Origin of the sequence: Polynucleobacter sp. JS-Mosq-20-D10 (assembly GCF_018687755.1) — a bacterium.
Taxonomy (GTDB): domain Bacteria; phylum Pseudomonadota; class Gammaproteobacteria; order Burkholderiales; family Burkholderiaceae; genus Polynucleobacter.
The window spans coordinates 642187-661149 of sequence record NZ_CP061305.1 but is presented as its reverse complement, the minus strand read 5'-3'; the positions used below and the strand labels follow the sequence as shown (position 1 = coordinate 661149).

The following is an 18963-nucleotide window of genomic DNA, read 5'->3' as shown; positions in this document are numbered from 1 at the left end:
TTACGCGTTCTCGTCTTTGCGATCACTATCCACCGCTTGATCAATTAAGCGAGACATTTCGATGCCATGCTCAACAGAACTGTCGTAGTGGAAATGCAGGGTTGGCACAGTATGAATATGCAAACGCTTAAACAATAAAGAGTGTAAGTAGCCCGCTTTATCCTGTAACGCCTTCAATGCTACTTCAGGCTCAGCGCCCAAAACAGTGAAGAAGACTTTTGCATGCGCCAAATCTGGCGTAAGTTCAATACTTTGTAAAGTAATCAAACCTAGGCTCGGGCTACGCAATTCACGAGGAATCAGCTCGGCCAGGTCTCGCTGAATTTGATCGGCGAGACGCTGGTTACGATGAGGGCTAGATTTATGCATTAACTGGGTAGCTCTTAAAGTGTTCTAGCAACTTCAGTCACTTCAAATGCTTCTAGTTGATCGCCCTCTTTGATGTCGTTGTAGCCTTTTAATGACAAGCCACACTCAACACCGGCACGAACTTCTTTTGCATCATCCTTAAAGCGCTTGAGAGAATCTAGCTCACCACTCCAGACCACCACATTGTCACGCAAGAGGCGAACACTAGAGTTACGCTTAATCACACCATCGAGCACTAAGCAACCAGCAATCGCGCCAACTTTAGATACCAAGAAGACTTGACGAATCTCCACCATACCGGTGATTTCTTCTTTCTTATCTGGTGTCAACATGCCGCTTAAGGCTGCCTTCACTTCATCAACTGCGTCATAAATAATGTTGTGATAACGAATATCCACACCATTATTTTCAGCCAACTTACGCGCCGCACCATCTGCACGAGAGTTAAAGCCAATGATCACTGCCTTAGAAGCAACTGCCAAGTTCACGTCAGTCTCAGTAATGCCACCGACTGCTGCGTGAACGATTTGAACCTTCACCTCCGCAGTAGAGAGCTTTTGCAATGACTGTGACAATGCCTCTTGAGAACCTTGTACGTCTGCTTTAATAATCAGCGGCAACAACTTCGCTTCAATTGCACCCTCTTCCATGTTTTCCATCATGGTTTCGAGTTTGAAGGCTTGCTGTTTCGCTAGCTTCACATCACGGAACTTGCCTTGACGGAACAGTGCAATCTCGCGTGCTTTACGCTCGTCAGGAACCACTTGTACAGATTCACCAGCTGCAGGAACCTCAGATAAACCTTGGATCTCTACAGGGATAGATGGGCCAGCTTCATTACATGGCTTACCGTTCTCATCCAACATCGCGCGAACACGACCGTAGGTTGAACCAGCTAACAACATATCGCCACGCTTGAGCGTTCCAGACTGAACGAGAACAGTTGCAACCGGGCCACGCCCTTTATCCAAACGTGCCTCAATCACTAAGCCTTGTGCCGGAGCTTCTTTAGCTGCTTTAAGCTCTAACACTTCTGCTTGCAAGAGCACGTTCTCGAGCAATGCATCGATACCATCACCTGTTTTGGCAGAAACACCAATAAATGGCACATCGCCACCGTATTCCTCAGGCACTACTTGCTCAGCTACCAATTCCGTTTTGACACGCTCTAAATTGGCCTCAGGTTTATCAATCTTATTGATTGCTACAACGATTGGAACACCCGCTGCTTGAGCATGGTGAATCGCTTCTCTGGTTTGTGGCATCACGCCATCATCCGCTGCAACCACCAAGATCACGATATCCGTTGCCTTGGCACCGCGAGCACGCATTGCCGTAAAGGCTTCGTGACCCGGAGTATCAAGGAAGGTAATCATGCCGCGGGGAGTTTCAACGTGATACGCGCCGATGTGCTGAGTAATACCACCAGCTTCGCCAGTTGCAACCTTAGCTGCGCGAATCTTATCAAGTAAAGATGTTTTACCGTGGTCAACGTGACCCATCACCGTAACTACGGGTGGACGCGGCAATAACTCTGCATCGTGACCAGCTGTACCCAAATCTAAATCGGGGTCATCTAACTTAGCAGCATGCGCTGTGTGGCCCATTTCCTCGACGATGATCATTGCCGTATCTTGATCCAAGATCTGGTTAATGGTGACCATCTGACCCATACCCATCAAGAGCTTAATCACTTCTGCACTCTTCACAGCCATAGCGTGAGCTAACTCAGCAACGGTGATGGTTTCTGGGACATTGACATCGCGCACAATAGCTTCAGTAGGCACTTGGAAATTGGTGTCGACATTGGCTTCAGCAATTTGACGTTGCTTTCTTCTGCCGCCGCCTGAACGCCAACCACCTACACCACCTGAGCTATCACCACGAGTCTTGAGACCACCTGGTTTTTTAGCGCCTTCTTCTTGCCAAGTAGATGAAGTCTCTGCAGATTTAATCGTCTTACCGCCAACTTTAGCAACTGCTTTTTTCTTATCCTCAGCACCCTCAACCTTGGCAGGCTTATGTAGAGTACCTTTTTTAGCTTCTTCAGCAGCAATTTCACTTGGCGCCTTAAGAACACGCGCAGGTGTACTCATCATGTCGCGAATTGCTAAAGCTTCAGCCTCAGCAGCGGCACGGCGTTTAGTGATATCCGCCAATTGCACTTTATTAGCATCAGCAATATCTTTAGCAGCCTTGTCAGCCTTCGCTTTCTTTTCAGCAGCTTTAGCTGCTGCAGCATCTCCGTCTGCCTTGGCGGATTTCTCAGTCGCTGGCTCAGCTGCACTTGCAGCCGCTGCAGCATCAGCCTCTTTTTGGCGAGCATCTTCTGCTGCTTTCATTTCAGCTTCTTGACGAGCCAATAACTCAGCTTGACGCGTAGCTTCAGCAGCGCGTTTTTCTAACTCTTCAGCGGATAAGATGGGTTTAGCGGATGCTGCAGAAACAGCTTTCTTGGCTGCTGGAGCAGGAGCCTCTTCAGGAGCTTTATCTCCTGCTTTAACGAGCACGCGCTTTTTACGAACCTCAACCTGAACAGTGCGAGTACGCCCAGCAGAATCTGCCTGACGAATCTCAGAGTTTTCGCGCTTGATTAAGGTAATCTTTTTACGACTACCCGTATCTGCACTGCCATGCTCTTTTTGCAAATGCTCAAGCAGGACAGTCTTGTCCTTTTCGGTAATGCTGTCGTCCTCAGAACCTTTTTCAACACCGGCCGCCTTCAATTGCTCTAGAAGGTCTGGCGCGGTACGTTTTAATTCTTTAGCGAGTACTTTTACTGTTGTTGCCATGTACTACTTCCTCTCATGAAGTAAACCAATGTTCGCGCGCTTTCATGATGAGCGTTTTCGCGGTTTCTTCGTCAATTTGTGTCGCCTCAACTAGCTCATCAACAGCCAGTTCAGCTAAGTCGTCACGGGTATGAACTTGATTGTCAGCAAGCTTGGCAACCAGTTCAGTGGTCATTCCCTCAAGGGAACGTAAATCTTGTGAGACTTCGCCAACGCGCTCTTCCTTAGCCAATTCCATGGTCAAGAGAGAGTCACGCGCACGAGTACGCAATTCGTTTACGGTGTCTTCGTCAAAAGAGTCAATTTCCAACATTTCAGAAAGGGGTACGTAAGCAACCTCTTCTAATGTGTTGAAACCTTCTTCGATCAAAATATCAGCAACTTCTTGGTCAACGTCCAATTTATCCATGAACAATTGACGTACAGAAGCAGCTTCTTTTTCAGTTTTCTCAGCAGACTCTTCTGGAGTCATGATGTTGATCTGCCAACCAGTCAGTTCGCTAGCCAGGCGGACGTTCTGTCCACTGCGGCCAATCGCAATTGCCAAGTTCTCTTCATCAACCACCACATCCATAGCGTGACGCTCTTCGTCAACTACGATCGAAGAGACTTGTGCTGGAGCTAAGGCACCAATCACAAACTGCGCTGGGTCTTCAGACCACAACACAATATCTACCGCCTCGCCAGCCACTTCATTACGAACTGCAGTAACGCGTGTGCCACGAACGCCAACGCAAGTGCCAATTGGATCGATACGCTTGTCGTAAGTAATCACAGCAATTTTTGCGCGGATACCAGGATCGCGTGCTGCACCCTTAATCTCTAATAAACCTTGCTCCATTTCTGGAACTTCGTTCTCGAATAACTTGATCAAGAAATCTGGGCAAGTACGTGAGAGCTCAATCTGTGGACCACGGGCTTCACGATCTACTTTCAAGATGTAAGCACGAACACGATCACCAGAACGGAGGTTCTCTTTAGGAATCATTTGATCGCGACGCAGCAGGGCTTCAACGCGACCAGACTCAATAATCAAACCATTTTTGTCAGCACGCTTCACGGTACCGGTCATGACTTTTTCGCCACGCTCAAGGTAGTCGTTCAGAATCTGCTCACGCTCAGCATCACGAATACGTTGCAAGATCACTTGCTTGGCAGCTTGTGCGCCAATACGGCCAAAGGCTAAAGATTCGATTTGCTCTTCAATGTATTCGCCAACTTCCATATCAGGAAATTGTTCGAGGGCTTCGAAATGCAGAATTTCTTTATCAGGCTCTTGGAGACCTGCTTCATCAGGAACAACCAACCAGCGACGGAAGGTTTCGTATTCACCAGACTCGCGATCAATCGATACACGGATATCCACATCTTCTGTCGGATAACGTTTCTTAGTAGCTGATGCCAACGCCATTTCTAGCGCCTCAAACACAATCGCTTGATCTACGTTCTTTTCACGCGCTAAGGCGTCTGCCAACATGAGAACTTCTCGGCTCATGACTTTCTTCCTTTGAAATCAATAACAGGGACCAACCGAGTCTTATCGACCTCGGCTAAAGAAAACTCCAATTGAGACTCAGCGCCATCAGCGCCTTCAAACAACAAACCAAATTTCGCATCGGGTGAATCCAACTCACCACTCAGCAATCCTTGCAACACACCACGAAACTTCTTGCGATCGCCAGCGGCAACTCGCAATTTCAAATCCACTTCCATTCCGGAAAAGCGCTCGTAATCAGCCGCTGATTTAACAGGGCGATCTAGACCAGGAGAAGAAATCTCTAGACGCTCAAAGGGAATGTTTTCCACTGGCAATGTGTAGCTCAGTTGATGACTTACCTTTTCGCAATCCTGGACATTAATCAAACGCTCATAATCCGGGTTTTCGATCGTGACACGCAGCAAACCTCCGGCTTCACGCTCGATATCAACTAGCGTGTACCCTAGGTTTTCTACCTCTGCAGAAATAATCCGCTGATCCTTCACGAATACCCTTCAATCCAAAACGGCAAAAAAAAATGGGCTTCAAAGCCCATATTCTCGAAATTCAGAACAGGCCGACTTACGTTGATCGCAACATCAGTCGGTAACAACTTAAAACAGCAGCAAACTGCTGTAAGTCCAAAATTATAGCCGATTTAGAGGAAAACTCATGAAAATCAGAAGCTTTCGCTTGGATTTCGCGGTTTTCTAGGGCCTTTATTGAAGGGTTTGCGCCCTTTAGGTGCCCCTCGTTTAGGGCCATTTCCTGGAGTTTGAGGGCTTGCCGTTACAAAAGCAGACTGTCCATGATGGACTTTTTTGCCTTTATTACGGTTCTGGCTCTGACCACCTTGACCACCTGCACCTGGACGTCCGCCCTGAGTACGACCCCGGAAAGGACCGCGCCCCTCGCCAGAACCACCACCGCCAGGTTTACCACCCCGACCTTGATGGGTGAGAGAACCATGACCACTGGCCTGGGTTAAAGCATCCCGTGAACCCCAATAAGAAACCGAGGTTTGCATTGGGTCTGGCTGAAAATCCCCACTGGAGGCGGGATTACGGTCTCTTCCATGAGATCCAGAACTGGGGCCACGACCCTTATCTTGGGGTTGAGGCATTTTTAAGCCTGCAAACTTCATTAAGTTATAGATACCGCCAGCCTCAATCTCTTCCCACTTACCGCGCCTCAAACGTGGAGGTAATAAGAAAATGCCGTAACGAGTACGAATCAAGCGAGAGACGACATGCCCAACTGCCTCAAACATGCGGCGTACCTCACGGTTACGGCCTTCAGTCAAAGCAACGTGGTACCAACGGTTTGCACCTTCTCCGCCACCCATAGAAAGTCGTAAGAATTTGGCTTGGCCATCATCTAAGGTAATACCACTCTTTAATTGAGCCATATTTTCTTGACTCAAATCACCCAAAATACGGACAGCGTACTCGCGCTCAACGCCGTAACGAGGATGCATCAAGCGATTTGCCAGCTCACCTGAAGTTGTAAATAGCAAGAGGCCTTCAGTATTAAAGTCCAAACGCCCCACTGCAATCCAACGTCCTTGACGTGGCTTTGGCAAACGATCAAATACAGTTGGACGACCTTCTGGATCAGATTGACTGACGATTTCACCAGAAGGCTTGTGATACATGATCACGCGTGGCGGCTTGGTCTGAATCTTGCGATGCACAGGCTTGCCGTTAATACGCACCTGATCGGTCGGCCCGATACGCTGGCCAATATGGGCTGGCAAGCCATTCACGGACACACGTCCTTGAATAATCAAGTCTTCCATATCGCGACGTGAACCCATGCCGACATCAGCTAATACCTTGTGCAACTTGACAGTATCTTCGTCGTCAGCTTCGTCGTCCAAGCCATCCAAGTCTGACCAAACTTCATCACGCAAGCTGAGCGGCAAGTCATCGATGTTGGCAAATTGCAAGCTACTCATCTCATCATCGCTAGGTGTATCGGCATCATCGTCATGACGGACACGTTGTGCGCGACGCTCTGCACCAGTTTGATGAGAAATCTCATTCTCATTCACACCATCTGGGTTTTTAACTTCAATGGCCTCAGGCGCATCTAATGCGGCATCGAATTCTCCAGAGACTACTGAAGCAAACAAGGCTTCGCTTTCTGCCGGATTTGGTGCCAGCTTGGCAGCTGCGTGGTTAACGCCATCGCGCGCACCACCAGGGTCGCCCTCGCGACGAGGACGATCCTTGTTAAATGGACGTTTCTTATTAAACGGCTTACCAGCGCCCGCACCCTGACGGCGTGGACGACGTGGACCACCCTCACGCCCTTCGCCTTTTGCACCCTCTGAATGATTGGGCGCAGACTCAGAACCAGTGGAGTTATCCGATGTAGATTTAATCGGAGATGAATCGTTTTCGTTATGACTTGTCATTAATAATTATTTTGGTTCGTCTGATTTGTCTTCAGACTCTGGAGTAACTGCTTCTACTGCTTCACTTATCTCTTCGCTCATGGATTCGTCGTCTACCGATTCATCATCTGTTAACTGAATGATGGGTTGACCGTTTTCATCTAACTCGATGACTGTCTCAACAGTAGCACTAGGATCAAATTCCATGACCGCCTGACCTAATTGCGCAGCTGCAGCCATTGGCGCAGCATCCTCTAACATTGGCAAGCTTTGTAAATTAGTCAGACTGAGATCGTCTAAAAATTGCTTAGTTGTGGCATACAAACCGGGACGACCGATGGTCTCTTTGTGACCAATCACCTCAACCCAACCCCGATCCTCTAACTGCTTCATCACATTGCTACTGACTGCAACACCACGAATCTCTTCGATCTCGCCACGTGTCACCGGCTGACGGTAGGCAATAATCGCCAAGGTTTCAATCACCGCACGAGAATACTTTGGCGGCTTTTCTGGGGTCAAACGATCAAGATATTCACGCATTGCTAAGCGGCTCTGAAAACGCCAGCCAGTTGCAATGTGCACTAACTCCATGCCTTTATCTTCCCAGGCTTTTTGAAGCTCGGTAAGAGCATGATCAATTTCACCAGCGGCAATATCTTCCACAAATAAGCGCGTCATATCAGCAACTGTGAGTGGTTCTTGCGCGCACAAGAGGGCTGTTTCAATTACGCGTTTATTGTGATCATCCATAAAATTCGGGCTATCAGGCATTGGCCTGATGAGACTATAAAAATGTATTTCAGTAATGGGTTGGTAGTGTTCTGGTGGCACTTTTAGCTACTGCGGGCAATGCATCCACAAAATTCACTTGGGAGAGCTACCCGCGCTGAAACGAAGTCTTTTTCGCTCACCGTGCAACTATTATAAGGGAGGCTCAATACAATAGCTATATGCACGAAATTACAGCCCTACCCCCTCTTTCATCCCCTGAGACCGATGCAAGACGTCGTTTTCTGGGCTTAGGCCTAGGTTTAGGGGCTCTGCTTGGGGGCTCGAGTCTGGCTGGTTGTAGCTTAATGAGTAGTCGCAAGCCTGTCATTGGCCTTGCGTTAGGGGCGGGTGCCGCCCGAGGTTTTGCCCATGTGGGTGTTATTAAGGCTTTAGAGGCGCAAGGTATTCGACCCGATATCGTGGTCGGCAGTAGCGCCGGAAGCGTTATTGCGGCATTACTTGCCTCTGGTGCTACTGGAAATGATCTCAATCGACTCGCCTTAAGTCTTGATGAAGCCACCATTGCCGACTGGGGACTCCCTTTTGCGGGAAGATTTGGCGGCCTCATTAAAGGGGACGCCCTGCAAAACATGGTGAATCGTGAAGTGCAAAATAAGTCTATCGAGCAAATGCGGATACCCCTGGGGATTGTGGCGACTGAACTGCAATCCGGTAAAGGTATTTTGTTTCGCTCTGGCAATACAGGTCTAGCAGTGCGCGCCTCCTGTAGTGTTCCAGGTGTATTCCAGCCAGCAGTCATTAGCGGCAAAGAGTATGTTGACGGCGGCTTAGTTGCCCCCGTACCAGTGAGTTATGCCAGGCAGATGGGCGCAACGCTGGTGATTGCGGTCAACATCTCATCAGAGCCTGTTCATCAGGATGCCAGCGGAACCTTTGGCGTTATGCAACAAACCATATCCATCATGCAGCGAAGTATTAATCAATATGAGCTCAAGAGCGCCGATATTGTGATCACGCCCCTACTCAAACAAATGAGTAGCGGTGACTTCAAATCTAGAAATGCCGCCATTCTTGCTGGTGAGGTTGCAGCACAGGAGCAAATGGGGTTGATTAAGGAAAGGTTGAAGCAGTAAAACCTCCCCACATCCCCACATCATAAGCATGGTATATTTCCATATATCTGATTGTAACTACAATTAGATATATGGAGATTACCTATGATGACCATAAAAACAAAAGAAATCTAATAGAACGAAATCTCTTATTTGAGGAGGTTATCGAGTTTGATTTTGAGGGTGCAAGACTTTCTGTGGATGAGCGAAAAGGGAATACGAGTCATTAGCTTTAGAAAAGCAAACAAGCGGGAGCTCACTGAATATGAAAAACAAATCCAAAATTAATGGTGAAAACTTCGAGTGGTCAGCTGAAGAGCTCAGAAAGTCAAAAACATTTAAAGAGTTGCCAGAGTCGCTACAAGCTAAATTAGCCTCTCGAAAACTTAGAGGGGCTCAAGTTTTACCAACGAAAGTATCAACTACCATTCGCTTGTCTAGCGACGTAGTCGAAGCATTTAAAGCATCCGGGTCGGGATGGCAAACTAGGATTGATTTAGCGCTCAAAGAATGGCTAAGGGAGCATACACTCGCTTAGCTAGATAAAAATCAAAGGCTACGGGACTTACGCTTGAGCTTATTGACTTCATTGAGCAACTCTTGACGCTCTGCATCACCCAAATTGTCACTACCGTCTAAGCGGCGAGCACCGTCAAAGCGCTTATCCCAGTAAAGGCTACCAAGATCGTCTACACGCACACTGGTACCTTTGGATGGAGAGTGAATAAATTTATTGTCACCAACATAAATGCCGACATGAGAGAAAGTTAAGCGCATGGTGTTGAAGAACACTAAGTCACCAGGTTGCAATTCTTCACGAGTAATCGGTTTGCCCACTCGGCTCATTTGAGTCGATTTGCGTGGCAATAAAAAACCTAGCTTATCTTTAAAAACATAGCCAACAAAACTACTACCGTCCAAACCTGATTGCGGCAACTCAGCATCCCAGCGGTAACGCACGCCAATCACTTCCATAGCGCGATTAATTAATTCATCTGATTTGCCGGTAACGGAATCTGCCAAACGATCTGACACGCGGGCGAAGTAAGACTTACCTGCCTGAAACATGGTTTCTTTAGGAGTCTCTTTAACAACTTCTGCGGACGAATCTTTTGCAGTATCAGCAACAGCATCCACAGCTCGCGCGGGATTCGCAGCCAATGTGATTGCAATCAGCGCAGCGATCGGCAACTGCTGAATCAGCGTTGGCAAGAGGTCTTTTTTAAGGGACATCACTCGATTCTAGCAAAGAAGACCCATTTCACCAAGTGCTAAGCCTGAGATAACTCTTTGTTTTCAATAGTGTATTTGCCATTATGGGGCGTAAATGCACCACTTTAGCCCCTTGTAGAGCCTATTTAACTGAGCTCTTAGCTCAGTTCAGCGGCTGCAAAAAGCTCTTTGGTGTAAGTCTGACGAGGGTGCTTAATGAGGGTCTCAGTATCACCAAACTCCACCACCCTACCCCCTTTGAGCACCATCACCTCATGCGACATTGCCCGAATGACCGCCAAATCATGGCTAATCATCAAATAGGCTAAGTTGTATTTTTTCTGGAGCTCCGTCAGCAATGCGAGCACCTGTTTTTGAATCGATACATCTAATGCTGAAGTTGGCTCATCCAATACCAAGATCTGCGGCTTCAGAATCAAAGCACGAGCAATGGCAATGCGCTGCCTCTGACCGCCAGAAAATTCATGGGGATAGCGCGTGAGAGCGGAACGATCAATTCCCACCTCTCGCAAAATATCGAGAACGCGGGACTCACGCTCCGCCGCAGACAAATTCGGAAAATGCACATCCAAACCCTCTGAAACAATTTGCATCACATTCATGCGCGGAGAAAGTGAGCCAAATGGATCTTGAAAAATTACCTGCAAACTCGAGCGCATGGCTCGGCGATCCAATGGTTTTAGCTTTTGCCAATCTTTACCCAATACATCTACTGTGCCCGTGATCTCTGCTGCAGAATCACCCAACAAACCTAAAACTGCCATACCTAAAGTGGTCTTACCTGAACCAGACTCCCCAATGACACCGATAGTCTGTCCCTGCTTGAGCTCAAAGCTCACCTTTCGTAAGACCTGATGACGTGAAGATTTTTTAAACCAAGAGGTGGACTCTGTGCCAGGATAAGAAACAGATAAGCTCTCCGTCTTTAATAGGACGGGTGCCAAAGGCATTACTGGTGCTAAGTTGCGCACAGGTTCGCTGTTGACCAACGCTTTTGTATACGCGTTATCCGGATGCTCAAAGACTTGCTTTGTAGGCCCTACTTCCATTAGGTTGCCCTGATTGAGAACGGCAACACGCTGAGCAAAATGCTTTACTAAATTAAGGTCATGGGTAATTAATAAGATCGCCATGCCACCGTGATCCTTAGACTCCTCCTGCAACTCTTTGAGTAAATCTAAAATCTGCAAACGCAAGCTCACGTCCAAAGCGGTAGTAGGCTCGTCTGCAATGAGTAATCTGGGTTTACAAGCCAAGGCCATTGCAATCATGGCGCGTTGGCGCTGTCCACCAGATAGCTGGTGAGGATAAGAATGAAAGCGTTTTTCTGGCTCCGGAATACCCGTCTTCTTAAGCAGTTCAATTGCAGCAGACATTCCGTCAGGCTTAGAGATCAATGGCTCATAAATCTGCACTGCCTCAACAATCTGATTGCCGATAGTAAACAAAGGATTGAGCGCAGTCATCGGCTCCTGGAAGACCATGGCAATCTCACGACCACGAATTTCACGAATAGCTTGTATTGGTAGGTCTAGCAAATTCACAGAAGGATTACTAGCATCTGCACTCTGGCCACTCCACAAAATTCGACCAGATGTTTTTGCACCCTCCGGCTCAAGACGTAGTGGCGCTAAAGCAGTCAGCGTCTTACCTGAACCGGACTCTCCAACTAGGGCAATGCGCTCACCTACCCCAATTTCTAAATCAAGATGGCTCACAGCAAATTTTTCACGCCGACCTGAACCAAAAGAAATTGAAAAATCTTCATAGCGCAGGAGTGGAGCAGCACTTTTCACGGAACTCATGAACGGCCTCCACTCATCGCGCCTGACTTACGAGAATCAAAAGCATCACGTAAGGCCTCACCCATAAAAGTAAGTAAGAGTAAGGTGGCTACTAAAACAACAAAGGTTGATAGTGAAATCCACCACGCATCTAAATTACTTTTTCCTTGGGAGAGTAATTCACCAAGACTCGGCGTTCCTGGTGGCACACCTAAACCTAAGAAATCTAAACTGGTGAGCGACAAAATCGCCGCGCTCATTCTAAAGGGAAGAAAGGTAATAACGGGTGTCAAACTATTCGGCAAAATATGACGGCGCATGATTTGTAGATTGGTTAATCCCAATGCTCTGGCTGCACGAACGTACTCTAGTGCGCGATTGCGGAAGAACTCTGCACGCACATAATCAGATAGGCCCATCCAACCAAATGCCGCTAGCAAAATAATCAGAAGCCAAATGCTCGGGTTAAAGATGGAGGCAAAGATGATGAGTAGATATAACTCTGGCATCGCCGACCAAATCTCAATCAAACGCTGAGAAACCAGATCAAACTTACCGCCAAAGAACCCCATTAAAGAGCCAGTGATGATGCCTACGCTAACGCCAACAATGGTCAGCGCTAAGCCAAACAAAATCGATAGGCGAAAGCCATAAATTAAACGAGATAAGACATCGCGCCCACGATCATCAGTGCCTAACCAGTTATCAAACGATGGTGGTGCAGGATTGGGCACTTTTGAGAAGTAATTCAGTGTTTCATAGCTGTAGGGGATTGGCGGATAAATTGCCCAATTACCATTACTAGTAATGTTGTGGCGAATATCCGGATCTAAAAAATCGGTTGGCGTCGCGAAGTCACCGCCAAACACTCGCTCAGGTTGTGACTTCACAATTGGGAAATAGAATTTTCCTTCGTAGCGAACAATCAGGGGTTTGTCATTCGCAATCAGCTCTGCACCCATGGAGAGACCAAATAGGATCATGAAGATCCATAGGCTGGCGTAACCCATGCGGCTATTTTTAAATCTGTGCCAGCGACTCATGAGCCACCTCCCGCACCAAACTGGATACGCGGATCAATGTAGACGTAGCAAAGATCCGAAATCAACTTTGTAAACAAGCCAATCAGTGTAAAGAGATAGAGTGTTCCGAAAACCACTGGGTAGTCACGTCGCATGACGGACTCATAGGAAAGCAAACCGAGTCCATCTAAAGAAAATAAGGTTTCGATCAGTAGCGAGCCGGTAAAGAAGGCGCCAATAAATGCCGCCGGAAAGCCAGTGACTAAGGGAAGAAGTGCGTTACGGAACACATGCTTCCATAGCACTTGTTTTTCGGTGAGGCCTTTAGCTCTCGCAGTCAATACATACTGCTTACGAATCTCCTCTAGAAAGGAGTTTTTAGTCAGCATGGTGATCACGGCAAAGCTTCCTAAAACTGAGGCGGTAATTGGCAAAACTAAATGCCACAAATAATCCATTACCTTGCCGATCATGCTGAGCTCACCCCAATTATCTGAAGTCAGCCCGCGCAAGGGGAATATTTGCAAGAAACTGCCGCCGCCAAAAATGACGAGCAAAAGAACGCCCAATACAAAACCTGGAATGGCATAGCCCACCAGAATCATCGTACTCGTCACCGCATCAAAGCGAGAGCCATCTCTGACTGCCTTAGCTATACCTAGGGGTATCGATACCAAATACGTCAGAAAAAAGGTCCATAACCCAATGCTGATAGACACAGGTAATTTAGAGACCACTAATTGCCAAACACTTTGGTGTTGGTAGTAACTCTGACCCAAATCAAATTGTGCAAAACGTTTCAGCATCATGAAATAGCGCTCTACTGGCGGCTTATCAAAACCATACAAGGCCTTCACCTCAGCCAAACGCTCAGCATCCACTCCTTGGCGACCACGATAGTTGCTTCCACCACCAGAAGACTCCGCACCACTGACTGCTGCATCGCCCTTGCCTTTGAGTTCCAACATTAACTGCTCAACTGGGCCGCCCGGGACAAATTGCACCACAGCAAATGTCAGAGTTAAGACACCTAATAGAGTAGGAATCATCAAGAGCACACGCTTGAAAATATATGACCACATTTGCCCTTGCATTAACGCGCCCCCTCTTTCCACCAATTGAGCAGAATCCAAGATTCAGCGGTGAAATACAAAGGCGGTTCTGGATAGCGCATCTCCTTACGATACGCGATTCGGTGTGTTGGGTTGTACCACTGGGGAATGACGTAATAACTATTCCAAAGCACGCGGTCTAAGGCTCTAGTAGCCGCACGCAACTCTTCACGGGTTTGAGCTTTGACAACTGCATCCACTAAGGCGTCAACCACAGGGGATTGAACTCCAATCACATTGTCAGAGCCTTTTTCTTTTGCGGCCTGACTGCCAAAGCGATCCCACAATTCATTACCAGGGCTTTGTGAATCAGGGAAACGAATGGTGGTCATATCGAAATCGTATTCATCCATGCGTTTCTGATGTAAAGCAAAATCGCTTGTCCGAATATCCACCGCAATACCCAGCTTCTCTAAGTTACGAATATAGGATGACAAAACCCTCAAAAAGAATGGACCATCTTCGACCATCTCAAAACGAAATGGCTCGCCCTGCATATTTCGCAAGGCACCATCGCGGTACTGCCAACCAGCCTGAGCTAATAAATCACGCGCCTTGCGCAGGTTCTGGCGCAAGCTATCGGGCGAAGCGGTTGAGGGTGCTATAGGCATTGGATCAAAGACGGCGTCAGGCACCCACTTAGGGTATTGCGCTTTCAGGGGCTTCAGTAATTTCAATTCCGCTTCAGTAGGTTTACGAGGGCCATCGAAATTGGCGCTGAGATCGCTGTTCGTAAAGTAACTATTGATCCGACTGTATTGCTCAAAGAAGAGTTGGCGATTTAACCATTCAAAATCAAGCGCGTAACCCAAAGCTTGTCGTACCCGTGGATCCTGAAAAATCGGTCGACGTACATTCATTGCAAAACCTTGCATGCCTGCGCCATTGTGATTTAGAAACGCTTTCTTTTCTAGGGTGCCATCATTAAACCTGGGGCCCACATAACTCTTAGCCCAATTCTTAGCGCGGTACTCTACTAATGCGTCAAACTCTCCAGCCTTAAAGGCTTCTAAACGAACAGCATCATCACTATAGAGTTTGTAGTTCACGCGATCAAAGTTGTAAAAACCAACACGGACATTGAGTGGCTTACCACCCTGATCAGCCCAGTAATTAGGGTTACGTTTAAAGATCATGGTCTTGCCAGCTTTATAAGACTCGATCACATAGGGGCCACTTGCTATCGGGTGCTCAAAAGTCAACTTATCAAATGGAGTAATAGTGCCATCGGGTTTCTTACCCCAGTTGCGAGAGAAGATGGGCAAGGTACCTACCATCACTGGTAATTCAGGATTGCGATTCTTAAAGTCAAAGCGGATCACTCGATCCGAGACAACTACCGCCTGCTTCACGTCGGCATACACCGTTTTAAATTGTGGATTGGCAAGAGAGCTCATCAAGGTATCAAAGCTGTGCTTGACATCACCAGCCAAAATCGCATTACCATCTGAAAACTTTGCTTCAGGACGAATCCGAAACATCACCGACATCTTATCGGACGCCACTGCAATATCTTCTGCAATCAAACCGTAGGCACTAGAGACCTCATCCGCACTGCCCACCGCCAAAGACTCAAACATCAGCTGGGCGATACCAGGCGCAGTTACCCCACGTAGCGTAAACGGATTGAACTTATCAAAGCTAGTGCGACGATCGGGGTTAGGCAAAGTTAAGGTGCCACCCCTAGGCGCTTGGGGATTGACGTAATCAAAATGGCTAAATCCATCAGCGTATTTGGGTTTACCGTATTGAGCGATCCCCTGCGCACCATGAGCCGAATTCTGTGCTACCCCAGCCAGAAAGGCTAAGAGCAGCAAATTGGGGATTTGGCGGATGGCGGGGAGCATGGGCATATATGCAACAATTGTAGATAGCAAATCATATTTGAAGCAAAGGACACTATATGGGCTTTCTCGCTGGCAAAAAAATTCTGATTACCGGCCTTCTTTCTAACCGCTCTATTGCCTATGGTATTGCCAAGGCATGCCACCGCGAAGGGGCTGAACTGGCCTTTACCTACGTTGGTGAGCGCTTTAAAGACCGAATTGTCGATTTTGCTAAAGAATTCAATACCGAGCTGATTTTTGACTGCGACGTTGGCAGCGATGAGCAGATTTCCGCCCTTTTTCAGGATTTAGCTAAGACTTGGCCGCAGTTTGATGGCTTTGTTCATGCGATTGGCTTTGCACCACGTGAAGCCATTGCTGGCGACTTTTTAGAAGGTCTTTCTCGTGAAGGCTTCAAAATCGCTCACGACATCTCTGCTTACAGCTTCCCAGCAATGGCAAAAGAGGCTCTACCCATGTTGCGCGATAAATCTTCTTTGCTAACCCTGAGCTACCTCGGTAGTCTGCGCAACGTTCCTAACTACAACACCATGGGACTTGCTAAGGCCTCACTGGAAGCCTCGGTGCGCTATATCGCTGGCTCAGTTGGGCCTAAAGGCATTCGCGCTAACGGAATCTCTGCTGGCCCGATTAAAACGTTGGCTGCTGCTGGCATTAAAGGCTTCGGGAAAATTTTAGAAGCGGTTGAGAAAACTGCCCCCATGCGTCGTAATGTCACGATTGATGATGTTGGTAATACCGCCGCTTTCTTATTGTCTGATTTGGCGAACGGTATCACCGCTGAAATCATTTATGTTGATAACGGCTTTAGCCAAGTGGTTGGTGGAATGGAAGAAGTTTGATCGTTCCACTGCGCGAGGCCCTGAAGTTTTGGGCCAAGCTGGGCTTTATTAGCTTTGGCGGGCCCGCTGGACAGATAGCCGTCCTGCATCAAGAGCTTGTTGAGAAGCGTCGCTGGATTTCTGAGCGGCGCTTTTTACATGCGCTCAACTATTGCATGCTGCTACCAGGACCTGAGGCGCAGCAGTTAGTCACTTATATCGGCTGGCTGATGCATCGCACCTGGGGTGGTGTTTTAGCGGGCACTCTTTTTGTTTTGCCCTCTCTGCTTATATTAATCGGCTTGTCTTGGGTGTATCTCACCTTTGGCCAAGTTCCCTGGATTGCCGCAATCTTTTTTGGTATTAAACCTGCGGTCACTGCAATCGTCCTTCATGCTGCAGTACGCATTGGTAAGCGCACGATTCACAATCAAGTACTACGTTGGATTGCGCTCGCATCTTTTCTGGCGATCTTTGTTTTTAATTTAGCTTTCCCGATCATCGTTATCTTTGCTGCTTTGATTGGAGTCTGGGGTGGTAAACGCTACCCAGAATATTTTCAGCAAATCGCTGCTCACGACAAATTGAGTGAAGCCCATGCTCCCGCATTGATTAATGATCACACCCCTACCCCAGACCATGCCAAATTTTCTAAAAAGAAACTGGCACTGCATAGCTTGGTTGTTCTTACTCTCGGGTTAATTCCGTTTATTGCCCTGGCACTGATCTTTGGCTGGAAAACGCTTTACCCGCAAATTGCCTGGTTCTTCACTAAGGCCGCCTTCCTCACTTTTGGTGGCGCTTACGCAGTTCTGCCTTACGTATACCAGGGTGCAGTAGATCAATTTCATTGGCTCAGCGCCGGTCAGATGATAGATGGTTTAGCGCTCGGAGAAACTACTCCAGGACCACTCATCATGGTGGTAGCTTTTGTTGGATATCTTGCTGGCCATATTCAACATTTAATTGGTAATAGCAACCCGTTTTGGTTTGGCGTGCTTGGGGCCTGTGTTGCTACTTGGTTTACTTTTTTACCCTCCTTTTTTCTGGTACTAGTCGGTGGTCCACTCATCGAATCCACACATGGCAAGCTGAGTTTTACTGCACCCCTCACTGCCATCTCTGCAGCAGTGGTTGGCGTCATCGCTAATCTGGGGCTGTTCTTTGCGTATCACGTCTTTTTTCCACATGGTCTTGGTGGTTCAATCTCATGGATTTCGATTGTGATTACCTTGCTTGCAGCTTTGGCACTCTTTCAGTTTCAAAAAGGGGTGATTAGTGTCTTAACTGGATCAGCTCTGGCCGGCTTACTAAGCTATTTACTAGCAACTTTATTGATCTAAGTCCACTTTATCAGGGGCTGAAATTGGCATAATGGAACTTATGCGAATCGAACCCCAAACTATCACCCATCTCCAAGAATGGCTCGGTAAAACTGAGACCCTTCAAGATATCGTCACTGCAGCGCCTGTCAGAGCTTTATCAGCCACGCTCGATCGACCTGATGCTGCGCCCGTTGCAGGTAGCTTTCTGCCAGAGCTATGGCATTGGCTCTATTTTTTACCATGCGCCCTTCAATCAGAAATCGGACTCGATGGTCATCCAAAGCGTGGCGGCTTTTTACCCCCCGTACCATTGCCGCGACGCATGTGGGCTGGCAGTCGAGTTGAATGGTTAGCCCCACTGGCAGTTGGTGATGAAATTGAACGCATCTCCAAAATTGAATCCGTTACACACAAGGCGGGTCGCACTGGCGATCTCATCTTTGTATTAGTTAAACATACAATCTCTAATCAAAATGGCTTGGCCTTAGTTGAAGAGCATGACATTGTGTATCGCGATGCTCCCGGATCAGACGACAAGCCAGTTGCACCAACACCAGCTCCTACGGGAGCGACTTGGTCTAAAACAATTACTCCTGATGATGTTGTGTTATTTCGTTACTCAGCACTAACATTTAATGGTCACCGCATTCATTACGATCGCAAATATGTTACTGAAGTTGAGGGCTACCCTGGCTTAATTGTTCATGGTCCTTTAATTGCAACCTTATTGGTGGATCTTGTGCGACAAAGCATTCCAGCCTGCAAGTTAAAGAGTTTTGAGTTCCGCGCCATTCGCCCTACTTTTGACATCAATGTATTTAAAGTGAGTGCTAAGCCTGATTTGGAGAAAGATCCTTTTGGAAAAACGATCTCCATTTGGGCCGAAGATCATGAAGGCTGGCTCACCATGCAAGCCACTGCAGTTTTAGCTTAGGA

Annotated in this window: 16 protein-coding genes; 5 read left to right on the top strand and 11 right to left on the bottom strand. The window is 47.6% G+C overall.

Going from position 1 to position 18963, the window contains the following annotated elements; all coding sequences use genetic code 11:
• From rbfA to scpB, 6 genes are all read right to left on the bottom strand, one after another.
• The gene (rbfA, locus tag FD967_RS03380; protein ID WP_215326727.1) at positions 1 to 369 is read right to left on the bottom strand and encodes a 30S ribosome-binding factor RbfA; all 369 of its coding nucleotides are present in this window, start codon (positions 367 to 369) and stop codon (positions 1 to 3) included.
• Positions 370 to 383: 14 nt separating this feature from the next.
• Positions 384 to 3161: a translation initiation factor IF-2 gene (infB, locus tag FD967_RS03375; RefSeq protein ID WP_215326726.1), complete on the bottom strand. Its 2778-nt coding sequence runs from the start codon at positions 3159 to 3161 to the stop codon at positions 384 to 386.
• Between the two features lie 13 nt (positions 3162 to 3174).
• Positions 3175 to 4656: a transcription termination factor NusA gene (gene nusA, locus FD967_RS03370; RefSeq protein WP_046329860.1), complete on the bottom strand. Its 1482-nt coding sequence runs from the start codon at positions 4654 to 4656 to the stop codon at positions 3175 to 3177.
• Positions 4653 to 5144 (bottom strand): ribosome maturation factor RimP, encoded by a 492-nt coding sequence (gene rimP, locus FD967_RS03365; protein ID WP_046329859.1) that lies wholly within the window; start codon positions 5142 to 5144, stop codon positions 4653 to 4655. Before rimP ends, nusA begins: the two co-directional genes overlap by 4 nt.
• Positions 5145 to 5317: 173 nt before the next feature.
• Positions 5318 to 7057 carry a 23S rRNA pseudouridine(2605) synthase RluB gene (gene rluB / locus FD967_RS03360; RefSeq protein WP_215326725.1) on the bottom strand — a complete coding sequence of 580 codons (1740 nt, stop codon included), beginning with the start codon at positions 7055 to 7057 and terminating at the stop codon, positions 5318 to 5320.
• A gap of 6 nt (positions 7058 to 7063) precedes the next feature.
• A complete protein-coding gene (gene scpB / locus FD967_RS03355) occupies positions 7064 to 7810 on the bottom strand; it encodes an SMC-Scp complex subunit ScpB (protein ID WP_251369082.1) in 747 nt (248 codons plus the stop codon).
• Between the two features lie 179 nt (positions 7811 to 7989).
• On the opposite strand from scpB, the gene FD967_RS03350 reads away from it, so the two are divergent.
• Both FD967_RS03350 and FD967_RS03345 read left to right on the top strand, forming a co-directional pair.
• Positions 7990 to 8904 carry a patatin-like phospholipase family protein gene (locus tag FD967_RS03350; protein ID WP_215326724.1) on the top strand — a complete coding sequence of 305 codons (915 nt, stop codon included), beginning with the start codon at positions 7990 to 7992 and terminating at the stop codon, positions 8902 to 8904.
• A gap of 244 nt (positions 8905 to 9148) precedes the next feature.
• On the top strand, positions 9149 to 9421 hold the full coding sequence (locus FD967_RS03345; protein ID WP_215309707.1) for a BrnA antitoxin family protein: 273 nt from the start codon (positions 9149 to 9151) through the stop codon (positions 9419 to 9421).
• 11 nt (positions 9422 to 9432) lie between these two features.
• Here the strand turns inward: FD967_RS03345 and FD967_RS03340 are convergent, their stop codons facing one another.
• The 5 genes from FD967_RS03340 to FD967_RS03320 all read right to left on the bottom strand — a co-directional run bounded on the left by FD967_RS03340 (position 9433) and on the right by FD967_RS03320 (position 15887).
• Positions 9433 to 10116 (bottom strand): C40 family peptidase, encoded by a 684-nt coding sequence (locus tag FD967_RS03340; protein WP_215326723.1) that lies wholly within the window; start codon positions 10114 to 10116, stop codon positions 9433 to 9435.
• A gap of 137 nt (positions 10117 to 10253) precedes the next feature.
• On the bottom strand, positions 10254 to 11921 hold the full coding sequence (locus tag FD967_RS03335; protein ID WP_215326722.1) for an ABC transporter ATP-binding protein: 1668 nt from the start codon (positions 11919 to 11921) through the stop codon (positions 10254 to 10256).
• Positions 11918 to 12943, bottom strand: coding sequence for an ABC transporter permease (locus tag FD967_RS03330; RefSeq protein WP_215326720.1), 1026 nt, complete (start codon positions 12941 to 12943; stop codon positions 11918 to 11920). Before FD967_RS03330 ends, FD967_RS03335 begins: the two co-directional genes overlap by 4 nt.
• Complete coding sequence (locus tag FD967_RS03325; protein WP_215327150.1) at positions 12940 to 14004, bottom strand: microcin C ABC transporter permease YejB; 1065 nt, start codon at positions 14002 to 14004, stop codon at positions 12940 to 12942. Before FD967_RS03325 ends, FD967_RS03330 begins: the two co-directional genes overlap by 4 nt.
• Positions 14005 to 14015: 11 nt before the next feature.
• Positions 14016 to 15887 (bottom strand): extracellular solute-binding protein, encoded by a 1872-nt coding sequence (locus FD967_RS03320; protein WP_215326719.1) that lies wholly within the window; start codon positions 15885 to 15887, stop codon positions 14016 to 14018.
• Positions 15888 to 15937: 50 nt separating this feature from the next.
• Between FD967_RS03320 and fabI the strand changes: the two genes are divergently transcribed.
• The 3 genes from fabI to FD967_RS03305 are packed head-to-tail and all read left to right on the top strand — an operon-like array spanning position 15938 to position 18961.
• Complete coding sequence (fabI, locus tag FD967_RS03315) at positions 15938 to 16723, top strand: enoyl-ACP reductase FabI (RefSeq protein WP_215326718.1); 786 nt, start codon at positions 15938 to 15940, stop codon at positions 16721 to 16723.
• The gene (chrA, locus tag FD967_RS03310; RefSeq protein WP_215326717.1) at positions 16720 to 18045 is read left to right on the top strand and encodes a chromate efflux transporter; all 1326 of its coding nucleotides are present in this window, start codon (positions 16720 to 16722) and stop codon (positions 18043 to 18045) included. The genes fabI and chrA overlap by 4 nt, the downstream gene beginning before the upstream one ends.
• Positions 18046 to 18076: 31 nt before the next feature.
• Positions 18077 to 18961, top strand: coding sequence for a MaoC family dehydratase N-terminal domain-containing protein (locus FD967_RS03305; RefSeq protein ID WP_215326716.1), 885 nt, complete (start codon positions 18077 to 18079; stop codon positions 18959 to 18961).
• The last annotated feature ends 2 nt before the right edge of the window (positions 18962 to 18963 follow it).